Origin of the sequence: Aestuariirhabdus sp. LZHN29 (assembly GCF_049985285.1) — a bacterium.
Classification (GTDB): domain Bacteria; phylum Pseudomonadota; class Gammaproteobacteria; order Pseudomonadales; family Aestuariirhabdaceae; genus Aestuariirhabdus.
Genome location: NZ_JBNIEU010000001.1, coordinates 503,920 through 519,317 on the forward strand (window position 1 = coordinate 503,920; position 15,398 = coordinate 519,317).

The window sequence follows — 15,398 nt, forward strand, 5'->3', positions numbered from 1 at the left end:
CACCCAACTCACTCCACTACGGGCGCAAACCCCTCGGGATACCAGTGATTTCTCGGCACCTTAATCCACCCACCAGTTGCGCCGCAGCGCGCCCGCCCCTGGTAATGAACTCCCCCATTAATGCGATCCTGAAATATCTCCTCAATGACCAAATCGCCATCGCCCAGCATACAAATCCGTTCCGTGCTTTGGTTAGAGTACCCGGAAAGCTCGACAAAATAGCGGCCACCATTAAAACGCCTAAGCGACCACTCCCGATCGGGGGTAGGGACCAACGCGAGAGGGGCCTCGATAAACTCCCGGTACTCCGGCTGATCATTAAGCGACTCGCGATCCGCACCCACAACAGTCGTTCCAACAACAGGCGTATACGCCAGCGCCGAGCAGCCCGCGAGCCCCAACACGGCAAAAACCAGTAACCATCCGCGCATCTCCCCTCCCCCATATCACCGATAGAGCAGTAACATTGTCCCTATCCGAAGGCGAATAGCAATCCGGTAAGGATTCGCTATGATGTGAGCTCCCTTACACACAGGAGATAGCGTATGCCCTCTCACAAGATCGCAGTAATCGCCGGTGATGGAATAGGCCAGGAGGTGATGCCCGAGGGAATTCGAGCGCTTGAGGCCGCCGCGGCCGCCTTCAACATCGATATCGAATGGAGCTATTTCGATTGGGCCTGTGCAGACTACTATCAACGCCACGGCGAGATGCTGCCCCCGGATTGGTTTTCTACCCTGAGCGAATTTGAAGCGATCTTTTTTGGCTCCGTGGGTTGGCCGCAGGTGGTACCCGACCATATCTCCTTATGGGGATCACTGTTGCGGTTTCGGCGCGAGTTCGATCAGTACATTAACCTGCGTCCGGTCAAACTGATGCCCGGCGTTCCCTGCCCGCTGGCGGGGAAAAAGCCGGAAGATATCGATTTTTTGGTGGTACGGGAAAACACCGAAGGGGAATACTCCGATATCGGCGGCATCCTCTACCCCGGCACAGAGCGCGAGGTGGCTATTCAACAGTCAACCTTCTCCAGGAAAGGCGTCGACAGGGTTCAGCGCTACGCCCTTGAGCTGGCCCAGCAGCGAGAAAAAAAGCACCTGACATCGGCCACCAAATCCAACGGCATGGCGATCAGCATGCCGTACTGGGATCAACGCATGGCACATAACGCCAAAGACTACCCCGACATTAGCGTCGACCAATACCACATCGACATCCTGGCCGCGCGTTTTGTGCTTAGCCCCGAACGCTTCGACGTGGTGGTCGCATCTAACCTGTTTGGTGACATACTCTCGGATCTCGGCCCCGCCTGCGCCGGCACCATCGGGATTGCGCCTTCGGCCAACCTCAATCCGGAGCGCTCCACGCCGTCTTTATTTGAACCGGTACACGGCTCCGCACCCGATATCTATGGACAGAACATTGCCAACCCCATCGCCACCATCTGGTCTGGAGCCATGATGATCGACTTCCTTGGCAACGGAGACCGGCGCTACCAGCAGGCCCATGACGCAATTATTAGCGCTATGGAAAAGGTGCTACTGAAAGGCCCGCACACGCCGGATCTCGGGGGCAAGGCCTCAACCACCGAGGTGGGCGAGGCGATCGCTGCGGCCATCAGGAAGCTTTGAGTCGAGCGCAAAGAGGAGACCATCACGGGATAGGTAACAACACCTGGCAGTGATTCGGCGGATGCCTATTTTTCGCTACGCCCCATCGCCGCTGCCAGCTGAGTCGAGCCGTTCAGCGTTAACTGCTCCACCACCTGTTGCCTGTCTTTCGCGGAGCGGTTTTGGCTCAACTTATACTTGCCCTGAAGCTCGCCAATGGTAATTTCAATACCCGCAATGGCTCCGAGCATAGAGGCCTTATACTGCGGCTGCCACGGGTTCTCGTACTCCGATTCGTACCTATGGGTAAGCGCATTGACGATAGTCTGCACCGCATCCGCGTCATCGATTATCTTGCAGGTACCATAGACATGTACCGCCTGATAGTTCCAGGTCGGCACCCCCGGGCTGGCGTACCAGGCAGGCGAAATGTAATCGTGCGCTCCTTGCAAGGTGACCAACACCTCCTGCCCGTCAACCTCCTCAAGCTGTGGATTCTGTTTCGCCAGATGACCGAGCAGCTTGCTGTTGTCAGCCGATAACAGAAAGGGAATATGGGTGGAAAACAGCCTACCGCCCGCATTGGAAATAAGCTGGCCAAACCCGTTGGCATCGATAAATCGGTGCAGTTCGTCGCGATCAGTTACTGCAAAATGTTTGGGAACGTACATAACACCATGGTTCCTTAACGCCGCTAGCCGGCGCCGATTACACCGACTGAGGGAGGATAACTAAAGCGCGGCGGTCTGTGCCGGCGGCAGCTTCCCGCCCACCAGCCAGGTGACCAGATTGCTGGCGAGACGACGATTGTTCTCCTTCAGGAAACGGTTCTGAAAAATCGCATCGTCACCAAACACCACCACCTCACCCAACCCCATCCCCACCGATACGGCCACCGCCCAGCTTCCGACTGGATTGTTTTCAGGCAACCGGCGCCCCTCCAGGTCGATCCACGCCTGTTCGCCGGTGAAGGCGATATTGGTGGCGGTTACCGCCGAGGCATTCAGCGCCCAGGCACCGTAGAGATTAAAACTGTCGAGCCCCTCGAACAGAGGGTGGGGGTCGAGCTTGCGTGCCGAAAAATCGAGTCCGTTCTGGCCCACGCTGTTTTCCATGTCAAATAGCACACTATTGGAAACCATTACCCCCAACCCCGCCAGTAACGGGCCGTTCAGGGGACCCACGTGAATTAGGATCGCGACTCGACCACCGCCGTGGGCAAACTGGCGGATCGCCTTGATCTCCTGCTGGGTATAGGAGGAGAAGGCACCGGAGATAATCAGACCATCGACACCGGCCAGGTCAGCATCATTGAGTTGTCGATAGTGGGTCTGCACCCTGTGTCCTGCGCCTTCAATAAGTGCAGCAAGACCGCTCAACTGCAGCTCACCCTGGCGGTTCACCGAGAACCGCTGGCCGTGTCCCTCATCCACCAACACCGTTGCGGCAGCCGCTGAGGTACTTAGAAGAAGAGCAATCCAGAGAGAGAAAAAGCGCACCGGCATCCGTAGCATGAAGAGATCCATCAGTGGTTGGGCGGGCCGCCATGAGCGCTCCGCAAAAAAACCAGTTTACCCCAATCTTGCGCGTTGCGCTGTGTTCACGGCCAACCACTCGATAGATCCCTGTTAGTCCCATAATCAGGGGCTGGAGGCGCTCGATGCACACCGGCGACTGAAGACGGCTTATCCAGGGTTCATCAAACCGACCACACCATCTGTGCCAGGCGTTCACCAAAGAACCAGACTCGCGTGAAGGGGCCGGGATACTGCACTACCAAAGGGCGAATCAGGGCCAACATCTCGCTATCGGGTGCAGCCAGGCGGCCCCGTTTGTAACACAGCAACTCCACAGGCCTGGAGACAGGATAGTGCTTCCTGAGTTTCTTGCGCACAATACGCTCGGCGGGATCTGCTACCCAAAGGCGATCGCTGCGCTGCAACAGCGTCCTCCCATCCAGCTGGGCCAGGTTCTCATCGCACAACTCGGTCAGTTCGAAATACACCCACTCCCCGCCATGGTAACGACAGCGTATATCCGGTTTGGGGGGATAGCATTTACGGACAGTATCGATCTCTATCGGCAAGCCCGCGACGCGCACGAACTCCTTGAATACACGAACCTCCTCGACCCCCTTATCCTGCTCCGACATCTACCGCCCTCGCCCCCTGCAGTTATACTGACGACTGCATTGATGCCAGCTTCAACCCGGCAATACCGCAGACGATCAACAGCAAGCAAAAGATTCGCAACCATTCGCGAGACTCGTCAAACAGGAGCATTCCCAGCACCGCAACACCCACCGCGCCGATGCCGGTCCATACCGCATACGCGGTGCCCACGGGGATCGATTTCATGGCCAGCGACAACAGCCAGAAACTGGCCCCCATCGCCACAATCGTCAGCAGTGAAGGTAGCGGCCGGGAAAAGCCCTCCGTATATTTGAGCCCAATAGCCCAGCCGCACTCGAGTAACCCTGCCACGAACAGATAGATCCAGGCCATTTTGCCTCCAGCGTTTCATGGGTAATCAACCAACAGAGCCCGGGCACCCAATTATCCGGATCAATCTCTGGGACGCCGATCGCTATTGATAAATTTGGCAACGAACACCGCCGTGCCATAGGCTTCAAAAGAGCGTTTCATCAAACGGGACAGGGCTGCCATCACCCGATCGTACTCCCCGAATAATTGAGTACTCATGCGGTTGGGTACCACCGCCAGCTCGCCCTCTTGGCCCAGCTCATCGATCAGCGCCAAAATCGGCCCCTTGTAGTCATCCTGCAGCGGATAAAAACTCAGCTCGACGGACAGTTCCATGATCACCCCTCCTGCAAGGTTTTAAGAAAAGCTTCCGACTCGGCGATGGAGCGCTCCATCTCGGCGACCAGACGTCCCACATTGCCCTGGATGGATTTCAGCTCTCCCTTGAGGGAATCGATCGCGCGAGCATTGAGGTTGTGCTTGAGAAACAGCACCTGATCCTGCAACGCCGACAGTACCGGTTTCATGCTGGCCTCCGAGCGGCGCATCGCCTTGAGCAGGCTCTTGTACTTGCGCTCGGTGCTCACCAATTTACTCTCACTCTGCTTGCGCAAGCTGGCGTTGGAGTAGAGTTTGAGTTCGTCGCGCCACTCATCAAACAGGGCTTCCGATACATCTTCTACGGCGGCAATGCGATCGCTTACCGCCTCCGCCGCATCGCGGCTGGCTTCATACTCATCGTTAAGCAGATCATATTTATCCGCCAGCGCCTGATCCTCCACCGTGACCACCGAACGATAACGTTCCAACGCCGACTTGAACTGATCTTTCGCCTCAGCCTGCACATCACGGGCCTCCTCCACGCGATCGGTCATGATGTCGCGCTTGTGAACGCCTACCTGCTCCATCGCACTGTAATAGGTGCTTTGGCAGCCGCTCAACAGTAACAGGCTGGCGGCCATTGCCAGGGATCGTCCAATCGTAGTCATGCTCACTCCTTTGATTTTTTGATGGTGTGCAAAGACCTGACTAGAGCGCACTCAAGGTGGTTTCCGCGCTGCTCAGATCGATGCCTTTTTCGTCCACATTCAACCGCTCAATCACGCCATCATTCACGATCATGGCGTAACGCTTGCTGCGCGTTCCCATAAAAAACGCCGAGGCGTCCTTACTCAATCCCAATGAGGTCGCCAACTCGCCATTGCCATCTGCCAGCATAATAATCCCTTGTGCATTTTGGTCCCGCCCCCAGGCGGCCATCACAAAGGCATCATTCACAGAGGTACAGATAATACTATCGACACCTTTGGCCTTAATGGCATCGGCCTGCACCACAAAGCCCGGCAGGTGAGTTTTGGAGCATCCGGGAGTAAAGGCACCCGGAACCGCAAACATCACCACGCGTTTACCGCCAAACAACGACTCGGTGGTGACCGCTTCGGGGCCGCTGACTCCCATAACCTGCAGGGTTAGAGAGGGGATTCTATCGCCTACCTGTACGCTCATACGCCACACCTTATAAATAAAATACCGATTACCCAGTCTATGTGGATGCCAAGGGGAGTCAAGCGAAGATCACGCTTCCAGCCACACCCAGCCCCGCTGCAACTTCCCGTCAAGGTAGCAGCCATAGCTTGCAATCATGGCCTGTAACTATGGTCTTTAACCATGGCCCGCCACTACGCCACAGCGCAGACCTTCCACCAATACGACAAACACTCATATGATTCCGACGCTAAAAAAAACTCAACAGTGATGGCAATATCAGCGCGGTAATACAGGCCGACAACGCCATCGCCAGACCGGAAAACGCCCCCATCTGTTGGCTCACCTGAAACGCCCGCGCGGTGCCTATGCCATGGGCTGAAACTCCCATAGCAACCCCCTTGACGCTGTCATCCTGAACCCCCAGCAACGCCATCAAGCGGGTTCCCACTACTGCACCGAGTATCCCCGTACTCACTACCAACACCGCGGTCAGGGAGGGCAGACCGCCGATCTGCTCGGAGATACCCATCGCAACCGGCGCCGTAACCGACTTGGGCGCAAGGGAGAGTTGCGTTTCCAGGCTGGCCCCCAGCCCCCGTGCGATCAGCAGGGCACTGATCGCCCCCGAGATGCTCCCCGCCAACAGCCCGCCAAGCAGGGGAAACCAGACCTTTCGCAACCGCTCCCGCTGCTGGTAGAGCGGAACCGCCAGCGCCACCGTCGCCGGCCCCAACAGGAAATGGACAAACTGGCCGCCCTCAAAATAGGTTTCATAGTGGGTGCCGGACAGTAACAGTACGGCGATCACCAACACCACACTGGTCACCACCGGATTCAACAGGGGGTGGGTACCAGTGGCATGATAGATGCGGTGGCCGAGGCTGTATGCCACCAGAGTCAGGGTCAGCCCTAGCAGGGGCGTCGCGCTCAGGTAAACCCAAATCGCCGCCAGATCGGTGTTAACCATCGTTACTCTCTCCCCGGGCAGCCCACCGCAGCAGCCCCTGCATCACCAGAGCGGTAACCACCATACCGATCAGCGTGCTGACAACCAGCGCCACCGCAATAGGCAGCCACTCGGCACCCATGCGATCGATATGCACCATCAAACCGACGCCGGCGGGAACAAACAGTAGCGACAGATGGGCCAACAACGCAGCGGAAGCCGTTTGCAGGGGCGGGTCAACACGGCGACGCACAAGCAACCCTAGCAGCAGCAAACACAGACCGACCACTGGCCCCGGAATCGGTACAGACAACAACCGCACCGAGACCTCTCCCAACAACTGGCACAGTAATAACAGGGTAATGCCATTAAGAAACGCGATAGGTCACCTCTCTGGCGGTTGAACAACCGCAATAGGGGGAAGCGCTCAAAACAGGCGTATCCGCAGGAGCGCTCCCCCACCAGTATACCCCGCTTCTGCCCGGTCATCTCCGCACAATGGGATAAAACTTCCACCAAGTGGAATAACTGAAACCACCTAGGGGGCGATGAACCAGACCCCCCCCACCACCAGTACCGACATCAGCGCCGTGTACCCCAGGTTCCATCGCATAATGTGGAATGAATCGACACCATAGCGCCCCTGCATACCCAGGTTCATCCCCGATAGCGGACCCACCGCCGACCCCAGCGCCCAGGAGGAGAGAAACACCAGCGCCAGCAGCGTATGGTCTGGCTCCAGCGGGGCCAACAACGACCCTACCAACGCGATGCTGATAATCGGGTGCACCCCAACCACCGCCATGATCACGATCCCCACGTAGGCTACGGTGGCTTCGGGCGCACCAAACTGCTGCAGGGGAAATTCACTGGCAAAGGTGACCGACAAGCGCTCCAATCCATACCCCAAAATGCCGGCCGCCTGAAACAGCGTCAATTCGTTACCCATCTGGGGAAGGCGCTGCCCACAGTGACCGGCTACCAATCGAACCAGCGGATTACGACGCACCGATAGCACCACTGCGGCCAGCAGAGGTGCCAACAGGGTGATCAATGCCAGCACCGAAAGGGACGGGTATAGCGCGTGGGCGACGAATACAGCCGCCGCCAGCAACATGGGCAACCACAAGCCGCCAAAGTGCATCGGATACCCGGTAAACTCATGCACCGGCCCCTGCTGGCCCCTCCCCACCTGCCACCCGGTCAACAACAAAGCCGCTGCCGCCAGGGGCATCCCGACCAACCATAAACGCGGCAAGCTCGCCTCGGGGGCGTAGCTCAGCGCCACCGCCATAGCGGCGAAAAAAGGCGACCAGAAAGCCGCTGCAGAAAATCCTCGCACCAACACCACCACCTGGGCACGCTCAAGCTTCAACCTCCGGGAGATGCGGTCACCAATAATAAACACCGACGACAGGTTAATCACCGCGCCAAACAGATGTACCGCCAGCAAGGAGGAGGCAACCGCATGCTTTCCCTGGGGCAGCTTCTCACCCGCCTCCTGCTCTGGCCGGCTGATCAGCGCCAGGAAACTGACCGCCACCAGCATGGAGATAAGGGCACTGTTGCCCGCCAGCAGTGCTTGCACATCCAATGTTGCACCCCGTTGCAGGCCCCAACCCAGTGCCGCAAACCCCGCCACCAGCAGTGTCATGGACTGTACTCGGTTGCGCCGCGCCAACCGCGGCCATAACAGTACAACCGCACCCCAGTAGGCGACACCGGCCACGGCCAAAGGCAGCGGGGCTCCGGCAATAATGGCTATGACCAGCGATAACCCACAAAAAATCAGGCCGCCAGCCAGCGGCACTATTTTGGATTGCCAGAAGGACCCGGCTGTCACTACCGGTCCGACCAGACCGCAAACTCATTGCCGCAGGAATCGCTGAAATGAAAACGACGCCCTCCGGGGAAGGCAAACACCGGCTTCACAATGGCACCCCCGGCTTGCTCGATCTTGCTTTGTGTCTGCTGCAGATCGTTGCTGTAGAACACGATCAATACGCTGCCATTAGCGGTACTGGCGGCAAGGTCGGCACGGTAGAAGCCGCCATTGATTCCGGCCCCGTCGAACGCACAATACTCCTCGCCATAATCGGTAAACGACCAGCCAAACACCGCCCCGAAAAACTGTTTCGCCGCGGCGATATCCCGCGCGGGAAACTCAACGTAGTTGATGGTTTCATGTTGATGCATTGCTGTCTCCTCCCATGGAAAACCCTGTTGACACCCGCTCTCCCGGTGGCACTCCTAGTCCTGCCGTAACGACAGGATATACCCCGTTTGCGGATCGATAGCACCGCCCAGGGTCTGCTGGTAGATACGCTCTGCGGCCTCACTGCCCTGCACTTCTTCGATCCGCATCCAGTCGCCCACAAACCCCAGGAACTGGAGCCAGGCACTCGCCACAGCCTGCTGAAAACGAGCACCGCCCCACTGCTGGAGGCGCTTCTGCGCCTGGGTGGGGGCAAAGAACATCTGCGGACTCGGCCCCGCCAGCTTCGCCGGAGCACCGCCGCGCGCATCCCAGTGGGACGCCCCCACCAGACAACTGTATTTCAGCTGCTGGTCAAAATGCTGGTGCAGCCTGCCCAGCAGCTCCCCGTTGCCGGCAAAATCCACCGTCGCGGTAGGCACCGCCGCATCCAGCGCCTCCACCTGATCATAGGTAAGGACACGATCGTAGCAACCCAGGCCGGCCACAAAGTCGCGATTGCCGGGTGAGGTTAGCCCCAGGATTTCGGTGTTTCGACCCGGCTCCCCTTGACGTTGCTGCAACAGGAACGCCATGCCAATCGCTGTTTTACTCGACGCACTGGTCAGTACCAGAGAATCCGCGCCAAAGAACTGGTTATCGCTAAAGAGATCATCGAGCAAAAACGAGGTGGTAAACAGGGGGCGTAGCAGCATCTGTAACGCCTCGGTGTCGACACTGTAGATCGGGTCTGCGGCGCTGCGAATATATTGATTGTAGATTGCCGGCAACGATTGTCGGTGGGCGCAGCCATCCACAAAGCTGCCGGCATTGATCTTGACCGGCTCCACCAGCAGGTGAGACGCCATGGGGTAGTAACCATAGAGGCGCTCCCCCACCTTGATCTCCTCACAGCGCGAGGCGACGACATCGGCAAACCCCCACACCGGAATCACGCCCTCCTCGCCCTCCACCGGGAAGAACTCCCAATAACGCAGCGCCTTGCCCATGGCGGCATAGGTGATGTTATTGGCGGTAAAGGCGAAACGGTCTACCGCCAGCAACACCTGACCGGGTTGGAGCTCCCCCCCCTGCAACCGGGGCTCGGTGAGCAGCCGGGACTGAGCAAAACGGGTACGATTGACCACGAAGGAAACCTTCGATGGGACGGTTGTTGCGGGTGTGTTCATTGCGTCGCTCCTATCCATTGAGTTCAACGAGCGGTCCAGCGCCCCTCGACTGGGGATTGCCGGCTTGCCAACAGCCCGATGATTGCCTGCAGTGGATTGTGAGCGATTTAGCGGGAACTGTGAATTCTATAAGGATTGTGAATACCCGCAAGAAAGCGGGCCCTATGGCCCGCCCGCATATCCTGCTCCGATGAGGGTTGAACTTCCCTCTGCCACCGAACCCTAGCGATAGCTGTCCGTGGTAGGGCAGCTGCAGTGAAGATTACGGTCACCGTACACGTTGTCGATGCGATTAACGCTGGGCCAGAACTTGCCTTCGGCAACCCAGCTCAGGGGATAGGCCGCCTGCTGCTTGCTGTAGGGTCGGTCCCAGCTCTCACTCGTAATATCAGCGAGAGTATGGGGTGCATTTTTGAGCATGTTGTTTTCCGCATCCAGGGTACCGGCCTCGACCTGGGCTATCTCACCGCGAATCGCGATCATTGCACCGATAAACCGGTCCAGCTCCGCCTTGGATTCACTCTCGGTGGGTTCGATCATAAGCGTACCCGCAACCGGAAAGCTCATGGTGGGCGCATGAAAGCCGAAATCAATCAGGCGCTTGGCAACATCCTCCTCACTGATGCCGGAAGCTGCTTTTAGCGGACGCAGGTCTATGATGCACTCGTGAGCGACCCGGCCGTTACGACCACTGTAAAGCACCGGAAAGTGCTCACCCAGGCGCTTGGCCATGTAGTTCGCATTAAGGATCGCCGTTTCCGTCGAAGCGCGAAGCCCCTGCTCTCCCAGCATGCGAATATAGGCCCAGCTGATCGGCAGAATGGATGCGCTGCCCCAGGGAGCCGCTGACACGGCTCCACTGTCGGCATTAGGCCCATCCAGTTTGACCACCGAGTGATTAGATACGAAGGGGGCCAGATGCGCCTTAATACCGATTGGGCCCATACCCGGACCACCACCACCATGGGGAATAGCAAATGTTTTGTGCAGGTTCATATGGGACACATCGGCACCGATAACACCCGGCTTGGAGAGTCCCACCTGGGCATTGAGGTTAGCGCCATCCATATACACCTGACCGCCATGCTGGTGAATGATGTTGCAAATTTCGATGATCTCCTCTTCGTACACACCATGAGTCGAGGGATAGGTAATCATCAAACATGAGAGACTGTCGGATAAATCCTGAGCCTTGGCACGTAGATCGTCAACATCCACGTTGCCCTTGCTATCGCATTCCACCACCACTACTCGCATGGATGTCATCATGGCACTGGCAGGGTTTGTGCCGTGGGCAGAGCTGGGAATCAGGCAGACATTACGATGGCCCTCACCACGACTTTCATGATACTTACGAATCGCCAACAAGCCGGCATACTCGCCTTGAGCGCCCGAGTTGGGTTGCATACAAACAGCATCAAAGCCGGTAATTTCCCGCAGCATCGTCTCCAATTCAGTAATCATCTGACGATAGCCACCGGTTTGTGCGGCGGGTGCGAAGGGGTGAATATTACCGAACTCGGTCCAGGTTACCGGAATCATCTCGCTAGTCGCGTTCAGCTTCATGGTGCACGAACCTAATGCGATCATCGAATGGGTCAGCGACAGATCTTTATTTTCCAGGCGCTTGAGATAGCGCAGCATTTCGGTTTCGGAATGATAACGGTTAAACACCTCATGGGTAAGAATAGAACCCTCGCGCTGCAAGCTGGCCGGTATCGCACTGCTGACTCCATCCAGACCATCTATGGTAAGACCATGATCGGGCCCGATAAGAACAGCCCACAAGTTCTCTACATCATTACGCGAACAACACTCATTTAATGAAATCGAAACGACGCCATCTACACCAGCAAAAAGATTATATCCGGCCTTTTCAGCAGCGCTGACTATCTCAGCCTGACGCGCCCCAAGATCGATACTCAAAGTATCGAAATAGCTTTCATTAAGTATTGGCAGCCCCGTTTTTTTCAATCCACGGGCCAGGATATCGGTTAAACGGTGAACGCGATTAGCGATTCGTTTGAGCCCTTCCGGCCCGTGATACACCGCGTAAAAGGCGGCCATATTAGCCAGCAAAACCTGCGCGGTACAGATGTTACTGTTGGCCTTTTCACGGCGAATATGCTGCTCGCGAGTCTGCATCGCCATGCGCAGCGCCGAGTTGCCTCGACTGTCTACGGACACCCCGATAATACGGCCCGGCATAGAGCGTTTGTACTGGTCACGGGTACCAAAAAAGGCCGCGTGGGGACCACCGAAACCCATCGGGACACCGAAACGCTGCGAGCTTCCCAGCACCACATCAGCACCGAGCTCGCCCGGTGACGTCAGTACCACCAGCGCGAGAATGTCAGTCGCAACGCAGACAATACTCTTGCGCTCATGCAGTTTCGCAATCAACTCCCGCTCGTCGCGAAGCGAACCATCGCGGCAGGGGTACTGCAATAAAATACCAAACAGGTCATTTTCCAGCGCTTGCTCAGCGGTGCCCACGAGCACATCAAAACCAAAGGCCTCGGCTCGGGTTTTCACTACATCGATGGTCTGCGGAAAGCACTGCTCATCCACAAAGAAAAGATTGCTCTTCTTGTTCTTGGAAACGCGCTTGGCCAGAGCCATCGCCTCGGCGGCCGCCGTTGCCTCATCCAATAGGGAAGCACTGGCCAGATCCATTCCGGTCAGATCCATCGTCATTTGCTGGAAGGTAATCAAGGCTTCCAGCCGCCCCTGGGCGACCTCCGGCTGGTAAGGTGTGTAGGCGGTATACCAACCCGGATTTTCCATCACATTCCGCAAAATCACCGTGGGCACGATCGTTTCGTGATAGCCCAAACCGATCAGGGAACGCTTGACCTGATTCTTGCTGGCCACCTGCTTCAGGTAGCTCAGGGTCTCGGCTTCGGTACGCGGCCCGCCCATCGCCAATGGCTGTTGCAAGCGGATGCTCTTGGGAACCGTCTCATCAATCAGCTGCTCCAGCGACTGCACACCAAGCGTTTCGAGCATCTGCTGACGCTCGTTCGCACCGGGTCCAACATGACGTTCAATAAACTCGCCGCTGTTTTCCAGTTGCGCGAGGGAGAGGGGGCTAAGTTGACTCATTACGGAATCCTGCATGGAGATAATTGGCAAACCGATCGATTTGCCAGATACGACAAAGCCCTAAAACCGGGTTTCAGGGCTCTGTCCGTTGGTGATCCGAGAGGCTTGCGCCTTACTCTTCGGCTTCGCAGACCTCGGCGTACGCCTCGGCGTCGAGCAACTCCTTTAGTTCGGACTCATCGCTCAGCTTTACCTTGAAGAACCATCCATCACCATAGGGATCGCTGTTGACTGTCTCCGGTGCATCTTCCAGGGCATCGTTAACTTCGATCACAGTGCCAGAGATGGGAGCATAGAGGTCGGATGCGGCTTTAACAGACTCTACCACCCCCGCGTCTTCCTCCCGGCTGAGCTCAGCACCCACCTCGGGCAACTCGACGAACACGACATCTCCCAGCAACTCTTGGGCATGCTCCGTTATACCGATCACGGCGGTGCCATCGGCCTCGATCCGGATCCACTCGTGGGATGACACGTAACGCAACTCACTCGGTATGTTGCTCATTCTCTGGTTTCCTCTCGGTTTCGACGTCAATAAATGGGCGAAGAACTAACAGTTATAGTCCACCCGCAGCAAAAGATCTTCCCGGGGTGAATGCGACCCCGGCGCGAACACTGCAATTCGGTTCGCATCGGGCACCCGGACGAGCATACAAAGAGGCAATTTTAGCGGCTAAGCCGGGGACGGGGCAAGCCACATAGGGGCTCTGCCCCTAAGGAATTTTACGTAACCTGCTATCGGTAACCACCCACTAGTGACTCGCAGAGCGACGCATCAGTAACACCACCGGAATCAGGCCCACAAGCACAAGGGTAAAAGCCGGTAGCGCCGCTCTCTCCCACTCGCCCTCCGACGTCATCTCAAAGATGCGTACCGCCAGCGTATCCCAGCCGAAAGGCCGCATCAGCAAGGTAGCGGGCATCTCCTTGAGCACATCAACAAACACCAGCAGGGTCGCGGTTATCAACGAAGGACTGAGCATCGGTAAGTATATACGTCGCACAATACCCATCGGCGGTTCACCCAGACTCTGGGCAGATTCGAGAATGGAGGGCCGAATACGCTGCAACCCGGACTCCACCGGGCCAAAGGCGACCGCCAAAAAACGAATACCATAAGCCATGATCAGCGCCAGCAGGCTTCCCATCAACAGTTGCCGCCCTTCAAAGCCCAGCCACTGTTGCAACGGGATGGTGACGGTGGCATCCAACCAGGTGAACGCCACCATGATACCCACAGCCAATACCGATCCCGGCAACGCATAGCCAAGGTTAGCAATCGTGACCGAGCTGGCGACCCACCGATCCCGATGCAGGCGCTGGGCATAGGCCAGCAGTACGGCCGTAGTCACCGTCATCACTGCGGCTATGGCCCCCAGGGTCAGGGTCTTGGTCACCAGCCCCAGGTATCGGCTATCGAGATCTTCCAGCGCGTCGGTGAAAATCCACACCAGCAGCTGGACAATCGGAATCACAAAGGCGACGAGCACGATCAGACCCGCGTAGCCACTGGCCAGCCAGGCCAGCACCCCATGCAGCCGATAGACCTGACGAACGTGTCTCCGCTCCCCTTCGGCAAAGCGCGCCTTGCCCCGCGCCCGTCGTTCGACAATCAGCGCAACCGCGACAAATAGCAGCAGTAACGAGGCCAACTGAGCGGCCGCCTGCAGATTAAAAAAGCCATACCAGGATTTATAGATCGCCGTGGTGAAGGTGTCGTAATTAAAAGTAGCGACCGCGCCAAAATCGGCCAGGGTTTCCATCAGGGCCAGCGCGAGGCCCGCGGCGATCGCCGGTCGAGCCATGGGAAGTGCGACTTTCCAGAAAGAGCTCCAGGGCCCCATACCAAGAATCCGCGCCGAATCCATCAAACCCCGCCCCTGGGCCACAAACGCGCTACGAGCCAGCATATATACATAGGGGTAAAACACCAGCACCAGCACCAGCACAACACCGCCGGTTGAACGCACCTGGGGGAACCAGGCAGCAGCGCCAAACCATTCACGCAACAGGCTTTGCACCGGTCCACTGAAATCGAACAAACCAATAAACACAAATGCCAGCACATAGGCTGGCACAGCGAAGGGCAACATCAGCGCCCAGTCAAACCATTTCCGACCGGGAAATTCGCACATGGAAGTGAGCCAGGCCAGGCTAACACCCAGCACAGTAACGCCAACCCCGACCCCTAGCAACAACACCAACGTATTGCCCAGCAAGCGACCCAACTGAGTTTCAATCAGGTGCAACCAAACCTCGGTTTGCACCGTACCCCAGCTTATAAAAAGTACCAGCAATGGCATCAGCACTATGGCGGCAATGCCCAGCGCCACTAAACGCCAGTGTTTCTGGTAGGACAACAGTCGCTGAATCAAACGGGCT

Annotated in this window: 17 protein-coding genes; 1 reads left to right on the forward strand and 16 read right to left on the reverse strand. The window is 57.3% G+C overall.

What is annotated here, in order from left to right; all coding sequences use genetic code 11:
- Nucleotides 1-8: 8 nt before the first annotated feature.
- Nucleotides 9-431 (reverse strand): hypothetical protein, encoded by a 423-nt coding sequence (locus ACP3PW_RS02365; RefSeq protein WP_426415055.1) that lies wholly within the window; start codon nucleotides 429-431, stop codon nucleotides 9-11.
- 114 nt (nucleotides 432-545) lie between these two features.
- Between ACP3PW_RS02365 and ACP3PW_RS02370 the strand changes: the two genes are divergently transcribed.
- Nucleotides 546-1,631 (forward strand): tartrate dehydrogenase, encoded by a 1,086-nt coding sequence (locus tag ACP3PW_RS02370; protein WP_426415056.1) that lies wholly within the window; start codon nucleotides 546-548, stop codon nucleotides 1,629-1,631.
- Nucleotides 1,632-1,696: 65 nt separating this feature from the next.
- On the opposite strand, the gene ACP3PW_RS02375 is transcribed toward ACP3PW_RS02370, so the two are convergent.
- From ACP3PW_RS02375 to ACP3PW_RS02445, 15 genes are all read right to left on the reverse strand, one after another.
- Nucleotides 1,697-2,281 carry an FMN-binding negative transcriptional regulator gene (locus ACP3PW_RS02375; protein WP_426415057.1) on the reverse strand — a complete coding sequence of 195 codons (585 nt, stop codon included), beginning with the start codon at nucleotides 2,279-2,281 and terminating at the stop codon, nucleotides 1,697-1,699.
- A gap of 60 nt (nucleotides 2,282-2,341) precedes the next feature.
- Nucleotides 2,342-3,124, reverse strand: coding sequence for a DUF4350 domain-containing protein (locus ACP3PW_RS02380; protein WP_426415058.1), 783 nt, complete (start codon nucleotides 3,122-3,124; stop codon nucleotides 2,342-2,344).
- A gap of 185 nt (nucleotides 3,125-3,309) precedes the next feature.
- A complete protein-coding gene (locus ACP3PW_RS02385) occupies nucleotides 3,310-3,762 on the reverse strand; it encodes a hypothetical protein (protein WP_426415059.1) in 453 nt (150 codons plus the stop codon).
- A gap of 22 nt (nucleotides 3,763-3,784) precedes the next feature.
- Nucleotides 3,785-4,114, reverse strand: coding sequence for a quaternary ammonium compound efflux SMR transporter SugE (gene sugE, locus ACP3PW_RS02390; protein WP_426415060.1), 330 nt, complete (start codon nucleotides 4,112-4,114; stop codon nucleotides 3,785-3,787).
- Between the two features lie 60 nt (nucleotides 4,115-4,174).
- Nucleotides 4,175-4,429 carry a hypothetical protein gene (locus ACP3PW_RS02395; RefSeq protein WP_426415061.1) on the reverse strand — a complete coding sequence of 85 codons (255 nt, stop codon included), beginning with the start codon at nucleotides 4,427-4,429 and terminating at the stop codon, nucleotides 4,175-4,177.
- Between the two features lie 2 nt (nucleotides 4,430-4,431).
- Nucleotides 4,432-5,082, reverse strand: a complete 651-nt coding sequence (locus ACP3PW_RS02400; RefSeq protein WP_426415062.1) for a DUF2959 domain-containing protein — start codon at nucleotides 5,080-5,082, stop codon at nucleotides 4,432-4,434.
- 40 nt (nucleotides 5,083-5,122) lie between these two features.
- Nucleotides 5,123-5,599, reverse strand: coding sequence for a peroxiredoxin (locus ACP3PW_RS02405; RefSeq protein WP_426415063.1), 477 nt, complete (start codon nucleotides 5,597-5,599; stop codon nucleotides 5,123-5,125).
- A gap of 229 nt (nucleotides 5,600-5,828) precedes the next feature.
- Complete coding sequence (locus ACP3PW_RS02410) at nucleotides 5,829-6,548, reverse strand: LrgB family protein (RefSeq protein WP_426415064.1); 720 nt, start codon at nucleotides 6,546-6,548, stop codon at nucleotides 5,829-5,831.
- Nucleotides 6,541-6,867, reverse strand: coding sequence for a CidA/LrgA family protein (locus ACP3PW_RS02415; protein WP_426415065.1), 327 nt, complete (start codon nucleotides 6,865-6,867; stop codon nucleotides 6,541-6,543). The genes ACP3PW_RS02410 and ACP3PW_RS02415 overlap by 8 nt, the downstream gene beginning before the upstream one ends.
- Nucleotides 6,868-7,065: 198 nt before the next feature.
- A complete protein-coding gene (locus tag ACP3PW_RS02420) occupies nucleotides 7,066-8,370 on the reverse strand; it encodes a hypothetical protein (RefSeq protein WP_426415066.1) in 1,305 nt (434 codons plus the stop codon).
- Nucleotides 8,370-8,723 carry a VOC family protein gene (locus ACP3PW_RS02425; RefSeq protein ID WP_426415067.1) on the reverse strand — a complete coding sequence of 118 codons (354 nt, stop codon included), beginning with the start codon at nucleotides 8,721-8,723 and terminating at the stop codon, nucleotides 8,370-8,372. The genes ACP3PW_RS02420 and ACP3PW_RS02425 overlap by 1 nt, the downstream gene beginning before the upstream one ends.
- Nucleotides 8,724-8,777: 54 nt before the next feature.
- Nucleotides 8,778-9,911, reverse strand: coding sequence for a DUF2855 family protein (locus ACP3PW_RS02430; RefSeq protein WP_426415068.1), 1,134 nt, complete (start codon nucleotides 9,909-9,911; stop codon nucleotides 8,778-8,780).
- Nucleotides 9,912-10,133: 222 nt separating this feature from the next.
- Nucleotides 10,134-13,016 (reverse strand): aminomethyl-transferring glycine dehydrogenase, encoded by a 2,883-nt coding sequence (gene gcvP / locus ACP3PW_RS02435; protein ID WP_426415069.1) that lies wholly within the window; start codon nucleotides 13,014-13,016, stop codon nucleotides 10,134-10,136.
- Nucleotides 13,017-13,128: 112 nt separating this feature from the next.
- Nucleotides 13,129-13,521 carry a glycine cleavage system protein GcvH gene (gene gcvH / locus ACP3PW_RS02440; protein WP_426415070.1) on the reverse strand — a complete coding sequence of 131 codons (393 nt, stop codon included), beginning with the start codon at nucleotides 13,519-13,521 and terminating at the stop codon, nucleotides 13,129-13,131.
- A 247-nt stretch (nucleotides 13,522-13,768) separates the two neighbouring features.
- Nucleotides 13,769-15,391: an ABC transporter permease gene (locus ACP3PW_RS02445; protein WP_426415071.1), complete on the reverse strand. Its 1,623-nt coding sequence runs from the start codon at nucleotides 15,389-15,391 to the stop codon at nucleotides 13,769-13,771.
- Between the last annotated feature and the right edge of the window lie 7 nt (nucleotides 15,392-15,398).

Coding starts and splice junctions, on each gene's coding strand:
- ACP3PW_RS02365 (WP_426415055.1), bottom strand. CDS start 431: ATGCGCGGATGGTTACTGGTTTTTGCCGTGTTGGGGCTCGCGGGCTGC.
- ACP3PW_RS02370 (WP_426415056.1), top strand. CDS start 546: ATGCCCTCTCACAAGATCGCAGTAATCGCCGGTGATGGAATAGGCCAG.
- ACP3PW_RS02375 (WP_426415057.1), bottom strand. CDS start 2,281: ATGTACGTTCCCAAACATTTTGCAGTAACTGATCGCGACGAACTGCAC.
- ACP3PW_RS02380 (WP_426415058.1), bottom strand. CDS start 3,124: ATGCTACGGATGCCGGTGCGCTTTTTCTCTCTCTGGATTGCTCTTCTT.
- ACP3PW_RS02385 (WP_426415059.1), bottom strand. CDS start 3,762: ATGTCGGAGCAGGATAAGGGGGTCGAGGAGGTTCGTGTATTCAAGGAG.
- sugE (WP_426415060.1), bottom strand. CDS start 4,114: ATGGCCTGGATCTATCTGTTCGTGGCAGGGTTACTCGAGTGCGGCTGG.
- ACP3PW_RS02395 (WP_426415061.1), bottom strand. CDS start 4,429: ATGGAACTGTCCGTCGAGCTGAGTTTTTATCCGCTGCAGGATGACTAC.
- ACP3PW_RS02400 (WP_426415062.1), bottom strand. CDS start 5,082: ATGACTACGATTGGACGATCCCTGGCAATGGCCGCCAGCCTGTTACTG.
- ACP3PW_RS02405 (WP_426415063.1), bottom strand. CDS start 5,599: ATGAGCGTACAGGTAGGCGATAGAATCCCCTCTCTAACCCTGCAGGTT.
- ACP3PW_RS02410 (WP_426415064.1), bottom strand. CDS start 6,548: ATGGTTAACACCGATCTGGCGGCGATTTGGGTTTACCTGAGCGCGACG.
- ACP3PW_RS02425 (WP_426415067.1), bottom strand. CDS start 8,723: ATGCATCAACATGAAACCATCAACTACGTTGAGTTTCCCGCGCGGGAT.
- ACP3PW_RS02430 (WP_426415068.1), bottom strand. CDS start 9,911: ATGAACACACCCGCAACAACCGTCCCATCGAAGGTTTCCTTCGTGGTC.
- gcvP (WP_426415069.1), bottom strand. CDS start 13,016: ATGAGTCAACTTAGCCCCCTCTCCCTCGCGCAACTGGAAAACAGCGGC.
- gcvH (WP_426415070.1), bottom strand. CDS start 13,521: ATGAGCAACATACCGAGTGAGTTGCGTTACGTGTCATCCCACGAGTGG.